The 12615-nt window shown below is 66.0% G+C and carries 12 protein-coding genes; 8 read left to right on the top strand and 4 right to left on the bottom strand.

Translation table 11 applies throughout. The annotated features are described in order from the left end of the window. Positions 1–4 precede the first annotated feature (4 nt). The 6 genes from J2X09_RS08690 to J2X09_RS08665 all read left to right on the top strand — a co-directional run bounded on the left by J2X09_RS08690 (position 5) and on the right by J2X09_RS08665 (position 3993). Positions 5–991 (top strand): Bug family tripartite tricarboxylate transporter substrate binding protein, encoded by a 987-nt coding sequence (locus J2X09_RS08690; RefSeq protein ID WP_310307998.1) that lies wholly within the window; start codon positions 5–7, stop codon positions 989–991. 5 nt (positions 992–996) lie between these two features. Then, positions 997–1332: a hypothetical protein gene (locus tag J2X09_RS08685; protein ID WP_204733273.1), complete on the top strand. Its 336-nt coding sequence runs from the start codon at positions 997–999 to the stop codon at positions 1330–1332. Then, complete coding sequence (locus J2X09_RS08680) at positions 1332–1775, top strand: RidA family protein (protein ID WP_204733274.1); 444 nt, start codon at positions 1332–1334, stop codon at positions 1773–1775. Before J2X09_RS08685 ends, J2X09_RS08680 begins: the two co-directional genes overlap by 1 nt. Positions 1776–1777: 2 nt before the next feature. Then, a complete protein-coding gene (locus tag J2X09_RS08675; protein ID WP_204733275.1) occupies positions 1778–2557 on the top strand; it encodes an SDR family oxidoreductase in 780 nt (259 codons plus the stop codon). 67 nt (positions 2558–2624) lie between these two features. After that, complete coding sequence (locus tag J2X09_RS08670; protein ID WP_204733276.1) at positions 2625–3608, top strand: Bug family tripartite tricarboxylate transporter substrate binding protein; 984 nt, start codon at positions 2625–2627, stop codon at positions 3606–3608. 16 nt (positions 3609–3624) lie between these two features. Then, a complete protein-coding gene (locus J2X09_RS08665; RefSeq protein WP_204733277.1) occupies positions 3625–3993 on the top strand; it encodes a RidA family protein in 369 nt (122 codons plus the stop codon). A 21-nt stretch (positions 3994–4014) separates the two neighbouring features. On the opposite strand, the gene J2X09_RS08660 is transcribed toward J2X09_RS08665, so the two are convergent. Next, entirely contained in the window at positions 4015–5241 is a 1227-nt protein-coding gene (locus tag J2X09_RS08660) for an SEL1-like repeat protein (RefSeq protein WP_204733278.1), read from the bottom strand. Between the two features lie 17 nt (positions 5242–5258). Further along, positions 5259–5978, bottom strand: coding sequence for a hypothetical protein (locus tag J2X09_RS08655; protein WP_204733279.1), 720 nt, complete (start codon positions 5976–5978; stop codon positions 5259–5261). Positions 5979–6224: 246 nt separating this feature from the next. Between J2X09_RS08655 and J2X09_RS08650 the strand changes: the two genes are divergently transcribed. Then, positions 6225–7445 (top strand): MFS transporter, encoded by a 1221-nt coding sequence (locus J2X09_RS08650; RefSeq protein WP_204733280.1) that lies wholly within the window; start codon positions 6225–6227, stop codon positions 7443–7445. Between the two features lie 144 nt (positions 7446–7589). Next, a complete protein-coding gene (locus J2X09_RS08645; protein ID WP_204733281.1) occupies positions 7590–10649 on the top strand; it encodes a hybrid sensor histidine kinase/response regulator in 3060 nt (1019 codons plus the stop codon). A 14-nt stretch (positions 10650–10663) separates the two neighbouring features. On the opposite strand, the gene J2X09_RS08640 is transcribed toward J2X09_RS08645, so the two are convergent. Together J2X09_RS08640 and J2X09_RS08635 are read right to left on the bottom strand one after the other, a co-directional pair. Next, positions 10664–11119: an NYN domain-containing protein gene (locus J2X09_RS08640; RefSeq protein ID WP_204733282.1), complete on the bottom strand. Its 456-nt coding sequence runs from the start codon at positions 11117–11119 to the stop codon at positions 10664–10666. A 380-nt stretch (positions 11120–11499) separates the two neighbouring features. Continuing rightward, a complete protein-coding gene (locus tag J2X09_RS08635; protein ID WP_204733283.1) occupies positions 11500–12471 on the bottom strand; it encodes a hypothetical protein in 972 nt (323 codons plus the stop codon). Positions 12472–12615 lie beyond the last annotated feature (144 nt).

The raw sequence follows: 12615 nt of genomic DNA, 5'->3' as shown, positions 1-12615 counted from the left end.
CACCATGACCACCCGCCGTACCCTCATCGCCCTGGCTTCCCTGCTCGCTTTCGCAGGCGCCACCGTTCACGCACAGACCGCTGCCGAGAAGCAGCTCGCCGCCGACAAGTTCACGCTGGTTGCGCCATTCCCTGCGGGTGGCCCGATCGACACCCTCGCCCGCGTGCTGGCCGACGGCCTGGCCAAGCGCTACAACCAGATCGCCGTGGTCGACAACGCGCCCGGCGCGGCCGGCAACATCGGCATGGACAAGGTCAAGCGCGCCAAGCCCGATGGCCACACGCTGCTCGTCATTCCCGCTGGCAACCTCACCGTCAACCCCACGCTGATGCCGAAGTTCCCGTTCGACATCCAGAAGGACTTCGTGCCCGTGGCCATGCTGGCCAAGACGCCCAACGTGCTGGTGACCAACCCGGCCACCGGCATCAAGAGCGTGGCCGACCTGATCGCACAGGCCAAGGCCAGGCCCGACTCGCTCTCGTACGCCTCACCCGGCGTGGGCAGCGGCCTGCACCTGGCGGGCGAGCTGTTCAAGTCGCAGGCCAACGTGGACATCCTGCACATCGCCTACAAGGGCACGCCGCCCGCCATCAACGACCTGCTCGGCGGCACCGTGCCGCTGATGTTCAGCAACCTGCCCACCGTGCTGCCGCACATCAAGAGCGGCAAGCTGGTGGCGCTGGCCGTGACCGACAGCGCACGCACGCCCACGGCCCCCGATATTCCGACGCTGACCGAGCTGGGCATTCCGGGCGTGGTGGTGCCTTCGTGGTATGGCCTGATGGCCCCCGGCGGCACGCCGCCCGACGTGGCCGCGCAACTGGCGCGCGATGCCGCCGCCATCCTGGCCGAGCCCGCCGTGCGCGAGCGCCTGCAGGGCCAGGGCCTGAGCGCATGGGACATCCAGACCGCCGCGTTCGACACCCACATCCGCGACGAGACCGCGCGCTGGGCCAAGGTCATCAAGGCCCGCAACATCACGATGGAGTGATCGCCATGAGCGACGCTGCGCCGGACACCGCCAACGTGCTCATCACCATCGTGCTCAGGCACCACGCCGGCCTCACGCTGGACGACGTGCAGGCCCGGCTCAAGGCCAGCGAATGGTGGGAGCGCTTTCCGGTGGAAGGCACGCGCGTCGTGTCGTGGACGGTGGCAATGGGCCTGGGCCAGATCGTCACGCTGGAGGTACCGCCCCACCTGCTCGGGCGCGTCAACCTGGAACTGGAGCGTTCGGCCTGGGGCGTGTTCACCACCGAGTGCTACCCCACCTACGACTTCGTGCCGGTGCGCGAACGCATCAAGGAGCGCGTGCGCGCCGGAGGCCAGTGATGGCACTTGCAGAAAAAATCCAGGCACCCCAGGTGCCCGACCTGCCCACCGCGAGCTGGACCAACGGCTACCGCATTGGCCAGGACGTGGTGATGTCGGGCATGACCGGCCACCCCGCCACACGCCAGGCCGCCGAGCGCGGCGAACCGCTCGGTGCCTACGACCAGACGCTGGTGGTGCTGAAGAAACTCGAAGCGCTGGTGACGGCCGCCGGCGGCCACCGGCACAACCTCGTGAAGACCGTGGTCTACCTGACCGACATCGCCGACAAGGACGAGGTGGGCCGCGCGCGACGCGACTTCTTCGGCGCGCACACGCCGTGCTCCACGCTCGTCGCGGTACAGGCGCTGGTGTTCCCCGAACTGTGCGTGGAGATCGACGCCTGGGCGCGGCTCGATGTCGATCTCCGCGAAGCGAAACCCCTTTCCTCCAAGGACAACTGAACATGGACCTGGGCATTGCAGGCAAGAAGGCGCTGGTGTGCGGCGCGAGTTCCGGGCTGGGCTATGCCTGCGCGGAAGCGCTGGTGAAGGACGGCGTGCACGTGGTGGTGGTCGCGCGCACCGAAGGCCCGCTGCGCGAAGCCGCCGAACGCCTGGCCGCGCACGGCGCGGGCGAGGTGAGCTGGGTGGCGGCCGACGTGACCACCGACGAAGGCCGCGCCCGCATCTTCGCGGCACACCCCGATTTCGACATCCTCGTGACCAACGCGGGCGGCCCGCCGCCGGGCGACTTCCGCCAGTGGGACCGCGAGACCTGGCACCGTGCCATCGACGCCAACATGCTCGCGCCGATCGAGCTCATCAAGGCGACGGTGGACGGCATGATGGCGCGCGGCTTCGGCCGCATCGTCAACCTCACCTCCAGCTCGGTGAAGTCCCCGCTGGACGGGCTGGGCCTGTCCACCGGTGCGCGCGGCGGCCTCACCGCCTTCGTCTCGGGCCTGGCGCGCAGCACCGTGGCGCGCGGCGTCACCATCAACAACCTGCTGCCCGGCACCTTCGACACCGCGCGCCTGGAAAGCAACTTCGCCGCCCAGGCCAAACGCGAAGGCAAGACCGTGGACCAGGTGCGCGAGGCGCGCCTGGCCAAGCACCCGGCCCACCGCATCGGCCAGCCCAGCGAACTCGGCCACACCTGCGCCTACCTGTGCAGCGTGCACGCGGGCTACATCAACGGCCAGAACATCCTGCTCGACGGAGGCTCCTTCCCCGGCGTGTTCTGACCGCCCCGCATCTGCCCTCCGGTTCCGTCTGCGTTCTATTCCAAAAACCACCCTGGAGACAACGACCATGATCGCCCGCCGCCCCCTGATGCTCGCCACGCTGGCCGCCGCCGCACTCGCCCTGCCGGGCGCCGCTGCCCTGGCCCAGACCTACCCCAGCAAGACCGTCACGCTGGTCGTCTCCTTCCCGCCCGGTGGCGACACCGACGCGCTGGCCCGCACCTTCGCCGAGAAACTGCAGGCGCGCCTGGGCCAGCCGGTGGTGGTCGAGAACAAGACCGGCGCCAGCGGCACCATCGGCAATTCGTTCGTGGCGAAGGCCGCACCCGATGGCCACACCCTGCTGTTCACACCCAACACCTTCGCCACCGCGCCGCTGGTGCTCAAGCCCGGCACCGGCGCGGTGTACGACCCGCTCAACGACTTCACGCCCGTCCTGCTCGCCGGCACGCAGTCCCTCTTTCTCATCACCCACGCAGGCTCGGGCCTGAACACCGTGAAAGACGTGGTGGCCGCCGCCAGGAGCGGCAAGATCGGCAACTACGCCAGCCCGGGCAGCGGCTCGCCCATGCACATCCTGGGCGAAATGTTCAACCGCTCGGCTGGCGCGAAGCTCACGCAGGTGCCCTACCGCGGCAGCGGCCCGGCCATCGTCGACCTCGTGGCCGGCCACATTCCGATGATGTACACCACCCTCGGCCCGGTGGCGCAATACATCGCCCAGGGCAAGCTGGTGAACGTGGCCGTGGCCGACCCGCAGCGCTCACCCCTCGCGCCCCACGTTCCCACCCTGGCCGAAGCCGGCGTGAAGGACGCAGAGGTCGGCGCGTGGCAAGGCTTCTTCGGCCCGAAGGGCATGCCCGCCGAGGTGGTGCGCACGCTCAATGGCCACCTGAACGAAATCCTGAAGATGCCCGACGTGCAGGCCCGCATGCAGACCATGGCGCTGATTCCCGCCGGGGGCGAACCCGCCGCGCTCGCGAAGATCAACGCGCACCACAACGAGCGCTACGGCAAGGTGATCCGCGAAGCCGGCATCAAGGCCGACTGAGCACGGCAGCACCGCCATGAAGGAAGTCATCGACGTCGGCCTGCCGCCGTTCAAGCAGCCCTTCTCGTGGATGGTGCGCGCCGGCGGCGTGCTCTACACCGCCCATGGCCCGGTGCGCGAAGACGGTACGGTGGACACCACCGGCACCATCGAACAGCAGGCCCGCCTCACCTTCAGCAACCTGCAGCGCGCCGTGGAACGCGCCGGCAAGACCCTGGACGACGTGGCACAGGTGCTCATCTACATGACCGACGTGGCCGACATGCCGGCCATCGACGCCGTGTACCGCGAGTTCTTCCGCGCACCGTGGCCCAACCGCTCCAGCGCCGGGGTGGCGCTGGTGGTGCCGGGCATGAAGATCGAGATCGTGGCCTACGTGGCGTGATGCCCGAACGCCATCGCGCGCTCAATCGTTCACATTGAAGACCGTGTCGCCCATGGACGGGCTGGTGCTCACCACGGCGTAATCGACCCGCTGGTTGCAGCGGTGCAGCGGCTGAGCCTGCGTTCCAGCGTTCTTGCAGGCCACGGGTTCGACCTTCACCGCACGCCAGGACGCATACCCGGGCCGGCCACTGGCATGCGCGGCGACCTGCTGGTCAAAATGCGCTTCCTGGCGGGCGCGTGCCCGTGCCACCTGGTCCGTCGCGTCCTGCGACCGGCGCGTGCCGGTACCTTCGGTGTAGTTGATGCGGTACGTCCAGTGGTGCAGCGGTTCGCGTTCCGCCGGCACCGTCGCCTGCCGCATGCGCTCCTGCACCTCCACGCGGGCCTGGTCCAGCCGCGCCTGTGCGTCGACACGCGCCGCTTCGGCCCGACCGTGATCCCTGGTGGCCTGTTGTTGCGCGGCCCGCCACCGCTCTTCACGGGCTCGCTCGTTGGCCTGGGCCTGGATGTTGTTCATTGACTGCTGGTGGATCGCCGACACCCGTGCGCTGTCGCGCTGAAAGTTGCCGAGGCCTTCAGCCACACCTTGCGCGGCCCAGTTTCTGTTGCCCGATGGAGCGTCGTCCAAGTCAGCGGCGTCGCGGTTACCAGCCCGTCGGCGCGCAGCCGCCTCGGCCGCCTCAGACTCGGCCAACACGCGCTCCGCCTCGCGCAACGGCGCCTCAATGGCCTCGATCTTCTTGTTCAACGCCATGGATCGCTGCAGCGAAAGCTCATCGCCGTTGGCGCGCGCCTTGTCGTACCAGTGGCGGGCGAGTTTCAGGTCCGAGCTTTCGTACAACTCGCCGAGGCGGCGCTGGGCGAGCATGTATTCCTGCCGTGCCGAGCGCGAATACCACACGATGGCCTCGGTGCGCGAAGCCGCTACACCAGCGCCGTGCTCGTACAGATAACCCAGGTTGTACTGAGCGACCCGGTTGCCGTTCTCGGCAGAAAGTCGTGTCCAGGCCAGCGCCGCAGCGGGGTTCTTCTTGACGCCCTGGCCATTGAAGATCAGCTCGCCCAGCAGCCGCTGCGCCTCGTCATTGCCGCCATCGGCCAGCGGCGAGAGGATGCGGACCGCCTCGACGTACTGCTTGGCCTCAATGGCGGAGACGCCGTCTCCCACGGTCTGCGCGATCACCCCGGCCGGCAACAACAGGCCGGCGACCATGGCGTGGAACACCCAACGTGTGGCGCAGTGCATGGCCTCTCCCCGCCTGTTCAGAAGAGTTCGCCCGGCTTTTTCTCGGACTTGGCCCGCTCGGTCATGCGGCGCGCGGCCTCGATCGGGCGGCAGAGCCTGCCCGCATGAGCGAAAGCGCTTGCAAGGCGGTTGGCCAACACCTCATCGCCCAGAGCTGCAAAGCTCATGCGATCCGTGGCACGTCTGGTGTCCGGCTTGCCGCTCACTGCAATCAATGGAACGATGTCCTTGTAACTGCCCTGCAGGAGCACCCTTGCCTTGGGGTCTTCCGGTCGGGTGTAGCCCATGGTGTTGACGCGGCGCAGGAGCTGGTTCCCATTCACGGTCCCGATGTCGCCGCCGGGCAAGGCCTCTTCGGCGATGTCACCCAGCATCCCGTCCATGGTTTCGGGGAGCACCCGATCGCCGCTGCTGCTGCTGAGGCCACCCGTGATGTTCACCCGCTCGATCTGGGCCACGTTGAACCTGCATTCGTCGTCAGCGGGAAAGTGGGCAACGTAGCGAACGGCGTAGGTGTCGAACCGCATCCCTTCGTAAGAACTGCGCTTGTCGACCTTCAGCCATCCGACCTCTTGCAACTTGTCTGCAATCCACTGCTTTGTCTGTTCCAGCGTAGGGCCAGCCTGGGCCTGTGCAGCCGCACGCGGCATCGGTGCCTCACCGAGTTGCGCGTAGGCCGGCAAGGCGCATGCCGCGCCCACCACCCACACCACCAGAAGTTTTTTTGTGTGCGTCATCCTGAATCTTCTCCTCCATGGTTTGCGCTGCAAGTTTAGCGACCCACCTCGCAGCATCTCGAGCCGGTCTGCGCGCGCATCGAGAACAATTCCTCGTCTCCGCTGCCTTTCAGCCACCCCCAGCCTGCCCATCGCATGGGGTGGTCGCCTGCGTGGTTTGAGGGACACAACCCCTGCCTTCAGCCGTTCTGCGACATGAAGCGGACAATCAGGGCCCAACGTTGTCTCCAGGCCCCGACGCCGCGCATGCCCTCTCCCTCCTCGCCACCCAACGCCACGTCAGAGAACGGGTTTTCCTTCAAGCGGCTCGCCGTCCCCATCTTCGGCCCTTCCCTGCTGTTCAGTCTGGGTGAAGGCGCCATCCTCCCGATCATCCCGCTGGTGGCGCGCGAGCTGGGTGCCTCCGTGCCGGTGGCCGCGCTCATCGTCGCGCTGATGGGCCTGGGCTCGCTGCTCAACAACATCCCCGCCTCGCTCATCACCATGCGCTTCGGTGAACGCTGGGCCATCGTCACCGCCGGCCTCTGGAGCGCCCTGGGCATGGCCCTGTGCGTGTTCACCTCGCACCTCGCCCTCTTCGCCGCGGGCTGCCTCATGGTGGGCATGTCCCGCGCCGTGTACAACCTGGCGCGCCAGAGCTACATGGCCGAAGCCGTGCCCATCGCGTACCGGGCGCGGGCGCTGTCGACCCTGGGTGGCGTGAGCCGCATCGGCAGCTTCATCGGCCCGTTCCTGGGCGCTGCGGCCGTGTACGCGTTCGGCCTGGCGGGCGCCTTCGGTGTCGGCATCGCCGGTGTGGTGGCGGCCGCCGCCCTTGGCGCGCGCGTGCCCGACCTGGAGACGCCGCCCCTGGCACCCGGCCAGGCGCAGCCCGCGGCCACCACCATCGTCTCCACCCTGCGCGACCACCGCCGTGTGTTCCTCACGCTCGGCATTGGCGTGGTGCTCGTCAGCGCCGTGCGGGCCTCACGCCAGGTGGTCATTCCGCTGTGGGCCGACCACCTCGCCCTGGCACCCGCCGTGGCCTCGCTCATCTACGGCCTGGCCGGTGGCATCGACATGCTGGTGTTCTACCCCGCCGGCAAGGTGATGGACCACAAGGGCACGCGCTGGGTCGCGGTGCCCTCCATGGTGATCATGGGCACGGCGCTGCTGCTGATGCCGTTCACCTCCGGCTTCACCACACTGCTGCTGGCCTCGCTGGCCGTCGGCTTCGGCAACGGCATCGGCTCCGGCATGATCATGACCCTGGGCGCCGACCACTCGCCACGCCACGGCCGAGCGCACTTCCTGGGCGTGTGGCGCCTCTTGTCGGACATCGGATCGTCGTGCGGCCCGGTGTTGCTGTCGTTCCTGGCGGGCAGCCTGTCGCTGGCGGCGGGCATCGGCGCCGTCGGGGTCATTGCCTTCGGCGCGGCGGGGGCGCTGGCGTACTGGATACCGAGGTCGCGGGCGCTCGGGCGCTGACGGCGCCCCGCCTTCCGCGCGACACCCGCATGTGTGGGCACTGTCCTACACCGCGCCACAGCCGCAGCCGCTAAGTTCCAGTTGTCAGCCCCAGACCGGTGCGCGGCCCATGCGGCCCCGGTTGCACCCAAGCGGCACATCACCATGGACAACAGCAACAACAACCAGGACGTGCTGGCGCGCACATTCATCGGCAACAGCGAAATGGCCAGGCTGATGCGTGCGCACGACTGGAGCACCACTTCGCTCGGAGACCCCGCCGGCTGGCCGCTGGCATTGCGCTGCGCCGTGCAGATTCTGCTCACCTCCCGGTTCGAGATGTGGGTGGGCTGGGGCCCCGACGTCGCCTTCCTCTACAACGACGCCTACCGCCCCACCCTGGGAGGCAAGCACCCGCGTTCGCTGGGCATGCCCACGCGCGAGCTGTACCCCGAGATATGGGATGAAGTGGCCCCGAGGTTGCGCCGGGTGTACGAGCACGGCGAATCCACCTGGGACCGCGCGCTGCTGCTGGTTCTTCACCGCCACGGCTACCCCGAGGAGACCTACCACACGTTCTCGTACAGCCCGCTCAGCGGCGACGATGGCCAGGTGGAGGGCATCTTCTGCGCGGTGAGCGAAGAGACCGAGCGCGTGATCAGCGAACGGCGGCTGGGCTCGCTGGAGGCGCTGGCCACCTCCATCGCCGGCACCGAACAACTCGAAAGCTTTTTCCCTGCGGTGGCGGGCGCGGCCGCCAAGGCGAACCGGGACATCGTCTTCAGCGCCCTCTACCAGCTGGACGAAGCGGGCACGCCCCTTCCGCTGTACGAGGACCTCGGCGGCGCGGCACCGGAGCCCCGCACCACCTGGCGGCTCGACACCCTGCGAGAAGCACCGCCGCTCTTTGCCGTGCAGGCCCCGCCCGGCCTGCCCTATGGCGCGTGGCAGGTACCGGCCACCCAGGCCGCCGTGATCGCCCTCTCGCACCCCGGCCAGGACCACCCCACCGCGGCGCTCGTCATCGGCCTGAACCCCATGCGGCCCCTGGACGATGACTACGCCAGCTACCTGAAGCTCTTTGCCGGGCAGGTCTTGGCCCGCTGGACGAGCCTGGAGGCCCGCCGGCGACTGGCGACGGAGGTGGCCGCGCGCACCGAGGAGCGCGACCGACTGCGCGCCATGTTCAAGGACGCACCGAGCTTCATGGCCCTGCTCTCGGGGCCGGGCCATGTGTTCGAGCTGGCCAACGACGCCTACATGCGCCTGGTGGGCCCCCGCCCCCTCATCGGCCTGTCCGCACGCGAAGCCCTGCCTGAGCTGAGCGGACAGGGCTACTTCGAACTGCTCGACAGGGTGTACGCCACGGGCGAGGCGTTCGTGGGCGAGGCCATGGCCGTGCGCATCCAGCGCGCGCCGGGTGCGGAGCCGGTGGAGAGGTTCGTCCACCTCGTCTACCAGCCCCTTTTCGTGGCGGGCCGTGTGCAAGGCATCTTCGTCGACGGCTACGACGTGACGCACCAGAAAAACGCCGAGCACGCGCTTCGCCAGTTGAACGCGACCCTGGAAAACCATGTGCAGGCCCGCACCGCAGAGCTGGAGCTGGCGCTGGAGCGCCTGCGGCACGAAGGCGAAGAACGCAGCCGTGCCGAAAAAGCCCTGCAACGGGCGCAGAAGATGGAAGCCCTGGGCGCGCTCACAGGCGGCGTGGCGCACGACTTCAACAACTCGCTGCAAGTCATCAGCGCCAACCTCCAGCTCCTGGCCGTCTATACCAAGGGCCAGCCGCTCGCCCAGAAGCGCGTGGAATCCGCGCTCAGCGGGGTGGAGCGCGGCGCCCGGCTGGCCTCGCAACTGCTGTCGTTCGGCCGCCGCCAGCCCCTGGAACCCCGCGTGGTCAACGTGGGCCGCTTCATTCGCGGGCTGGAAGAAATGTTGCGGCGAACGCTGGGCGAAGGCGTCGAGGTGGAAACCGTCATCTCCGGCGGCCTGTGGAACACATCGGTCGACCCGAGCCAGGTGGAGAACGCGGTGCTCAACCTCGCCATCAACGCGCGCGACGCCATGGACGGGCACGGCAGGCTCACCATCGAGGCCGGCAACGCCTTTCTTGACGCGGACTACTGCAAGCAGCACGACGACGTGCGCCCGGGGCAGTACGTGATGATCGCCGTGACCGACACCGGTTCAGGCATGCCGTCCGAGGTGCTTGATCGCGCGTTCGACCCCTTCTTCACCACCAAGCCCGAAGGCAAAGGCACAGGCCTGGGCCTGTCCATGGTGTACGGGTTCGTCAAACAGTCGGGCGGGCACGTCGTCGTCTACAGCGAGGTGGGCGAAGGGACGACCGTCAAGCTCTACCTGCCGCGATCCATGCAGGTGGAAAATGCCCCTCCGCCGGGCGTTGCCGATGGGCCGGTGGAAGGCGGCAACGAAACCGTGCTGGTGGTGGAAGACGACGAGGAAGTGCGCGAGACGGCTGTGGCCATGCTGGCCGGCATGGGCTACCGCGTGCTGCGCGCCCGCAACGCCGACAGCGCGCTCATGGTCATTGAAAGCGGCGTCGCCATCGACGTGCTGTTCACCGACGTGATGATGCCCGGCCGCCTGCGCAGCCCCGAACTGGCGCGCATCGCCCGCCAGCGCCTGCCCGGCATCGCCGTGCTCTTCACCTCGGGCTACACGGAAAACGCCATCGTCCACGGTGGCCGGCTCGACGAGGGTGTGGAACTGCTCTCCAAGCCCTACACCCAGGAGGCCCTGGCGCAGCGCATTCGCCAGGTGTTGAACACCGCCCGGCAGCGCGCCGCGCCACCGCAAGCGCCCCCCACGGCGGCGGTACCCGGGCGCTTCAAGGTGCTGATGGTGGAAGACGACGAGGCCATACGCACCACCGCTGCAGACCACTTCCGCACCCTCGGCCACGAAGTGATGGAAGCGGCCACAGCGGGCAGCGCATTGCTGACCCTGGGTGGACAGGACCACTTTGACGCCCTGCTGCTCGACCTGAACCTGCCCGACATGAACGGCGCCGACCTGGCGCGCGCCGCCCTGCGCACCAGACCCCGCCTGGGCGTGGTGTTCGCCAGCGGCGCACAACCCGCCCCGGGCCACGAGCTTCCGCCCGGCGCCAGGTTGCTGCTCAAACCTTACGACACCAACCAGCTCGTTGCCGAGTGTGAAGCGGCCATACGCGCAGCGAGCGCGAGCGAACCCAAGGCCTAGCGAGCGGGCAAGCCTCACCCCGCCGTTGCAATCGACTCCGTGTAGATGAAGCTGCTGCACGCCGCCACGAAAGCCCGTGGCGTCTGCTGCGCGCCAAAGCCATACACCCGCAAACCCTCGCGCCGCACACCGAACGCCAGCGGCGTGAGATCGCTGTCTGAAGACACCAGGCACACGCCATCGAACTGCCCCGTGTTCACCAGCGACATGGCTTCCACGCTGAGCATCACGTCTGCCGCGTTCTTGCCCCGGGTGTACGGAAAGAGCTGCACCGCCTCGATGGCGTTGTGCAGCAGCACGTTCTTGAAGCGGCCCATCTGCGGCCGGGACCAATCGGCATACGCACGCTTGACGACGAGCACGCCATAACACGCGGCGCGCAGCAGGATGGAACGGATCAGTGTGTGCGAGACGTTCTCCGCGTCGATCAACACGGCGAGCTTCTGTTGCTTGTGCTGCAGCTTCGGCATGCGGTGGCTTCCCTTCCCTGTTCGTTGGCTGTTCGGTGAGGTGAACAGCCGCCGCCACGTGACAGAGTGGCGGCGGCCCGAACGGGGTGAGAACCGGGAACTTCCTTGCGAAAACCGGCAGGCCTCGCGGCCTCCCATCCGGGCCGCCATAAAAAGCGAGCGCGAACGACAAAGGCCGCTGTGCTAGCGGTGTACAGCGGCCTTCAAGCCGCAAAGTTGTTCCGGGTTCTCACGCCCGGCTCACCTTTTTCGTGAGCGGGTGGGACTTTACATCAATAAACGCGCTCAGCACTGGTAGACGAACTTGGAACAGCTCCCCCCTCACTAATGTTTGAGCTTGTGGCAGGTAGACGTAGAAGCCAATCGCTCCTTAGATTGATTTAAGACGCAAAAGCCAATGCCGCAAGCCAAATCCCCATACCTTTCAAAAATCCGTAGAAAATTGCGGTCGCAATTGCGAAAATTGTTGATTTATGAGATTTGGCAAGAAATTTTGTCAGCCTTTGCCTATCCCCTGAAGTAATCTCAAACACAGGGATTGCATTCATCCGAGAAATATGTTTGGCAAAAGCACGCATCAATATCCAAGAGATATGTCGAGACATCAAAAAAGCAATACCAGTACCCATTGCCCAAGCTAAAGCAGTTCGCAAGCTTTCGGCTTTATCTTCGGGAACCATGTGAAGCCATAACCCGATGGACGCTGCCAAGGCTATCATCGGAGTAACCGCCACCACATAACTTCCGATTAGAGCCTCCCTGTCATCTAGCCACCTTATCAAACCAAAAGTCGGCTCCGCCTTAGGCAACGCCGCAACCCACTCCGAAACAACTGAAAGCAACTCCCCACTAAACCTCCCGTCAAAAAAATCCACTCTACACGAGACAGGAGCCATCGCTTCTTTGTCAAAGCTTTCTAAGTCTTCTGAGGAAAGTGACATAGCCCGTTGAATCAACATTGCCGGGTTAGGCTTTTCACCCACTCTCACATATACGGAATGAAGATGCTCTTTTCCGTCTGCGCAAAACAAAAACTGCCACCGCAAAGAAACTGAACTGGTAGTCGCAGTTATCCTGGTATCAAAAGACATCGCCTGATCGATATCCGCGAATGTGATTGTTTTGTCGTTGGCAAGCTGGAGAGAAACCGAAACTTGAACGGAGTCAATTTGATGAAGACGAAGTTTACTGACTATTTTCCAATGCAAGTCACTCAAAGCAGCAGTATTTACTCGTACCGCTTTGGGATAAAACTGACTTTGCGAATTCTGCGAGGCAGAGGCAATACGGAGTACAGCTAGTTCAGTGTTGGATTCATCATCGTGAGTAACGGTCACATGAAAGTCTTTCATCCCTATCCCCCTTGTTGCATCTTGAAAAGATAAGTTGCGAAAATCATCCACAACAACGAGTAATCATACGTAACCGACAGCTCTTTTGGCATCCCATAGTTGTGCAGCGCTATGACCAACATCACGGCGAGGCCTTCAAAATGC

Origin of the sequence: Hydrogenophaga laconesensis (assembly GCF_031457235.1) — a bacterium.
GTDB classification, from domain to species: Bacteria; Pseudomonadota; Gammaproteobacteria; order Burkholderiales; family Burkholderiaceae_C; genus Hydrogenophaga; species Hydrogenophaga laconesensis.
The sequence above is the reverse complement of the archived record's forward strand: the minus strand, read 5'-3'. Positions and strand labels throughout refer to the sequence as shown.

Bases quoted from the DNA above. Each gene is read 5' to 3' on its own strand.
- J2X09_RS08690 (WP_310307998.1), top strand. From the start codon at position 5: ATGACCACCCGCCGTACCCTCATCGCCCTGGCTTCCCTGCTCGCTTTC.
- J2X09_RS08685 (WP_204733273.1), top strand. From the start codon at position 997: ATGAGCGACGCTGCGCCGGACACCGCCAACGTGCTCATCACCATCGTG.
- J2X09_RS08680 (WP_204733274.1), top strand. From the start codon at position 1,332: ATGGCACTTGCAGAAAAAATCCAGGCACCCCAGGTGCCCGACCTGCCC.
- J2X09_RS08675 (WP_204733275.1), top strand. From the start codon at position 1,778: ATGGACCTGGGCATTGCAGGCAAGAAGGCGCTGGTGTGCGGCGCGAGT.
- J2X09_RS08670 (WP_204733276.1), top strand. From the start codon at position 2,625: ATGATCGCCCGCCGCCCCCTGATGCTCGCCACGCTGGCCGCCGCCGCA.
- J2X09_RS08665 (WP_204733277.1), top strand. From the start codon at position 3,625: ATGAAGGAAGTCATCGACGTCGGCCTGCCGCCGTTCAAGCAGCCCTTC.
- J2X09_RS08660 (WP_204733278.1), bottom strand. From the start codon at position 5,241: ATGCACTGCGCCACACGTTGGGTGTTCCACGCCATGGTCGCCGGCCTG.
- J2X09_RS08655 (WP_204733279.1), bottom strand. From the start codon at position 5,978: ATGACGCACACAAAAAAACTTCTGGTGGTGTGGGTGGTGGGCGCGGCA.
- J2X09_RS08650 (WP_204733280.1), top strand. From the start codon at position 6,225: ATGCCCTCTCCCTCCTCGCCACCCAACGCCACGTCAGAGAACGGGTTT.
- J2X09_RS08645 (WP_204733281.1), top strand. From the start codon at position 7,590: ATGGACAACAGCAACAACAACCAGGACGTGCTGGCGCGCACATTCATC.
- J2X09_RS08640 (WP_204733282.1), bottom strand. From the start codon at position 11,119: ATGCCGAAGCTGCAGCACAAGCAACAGAAGCTCGCCGTGTTGATCGAC.
- J2X09_RS08635 (WP_204733283.1), bottom strand. From the start codon at position 12,471: ATGAAAGACTTTCATGTGACCGTTACTCACGATGATGAATCCAACACT.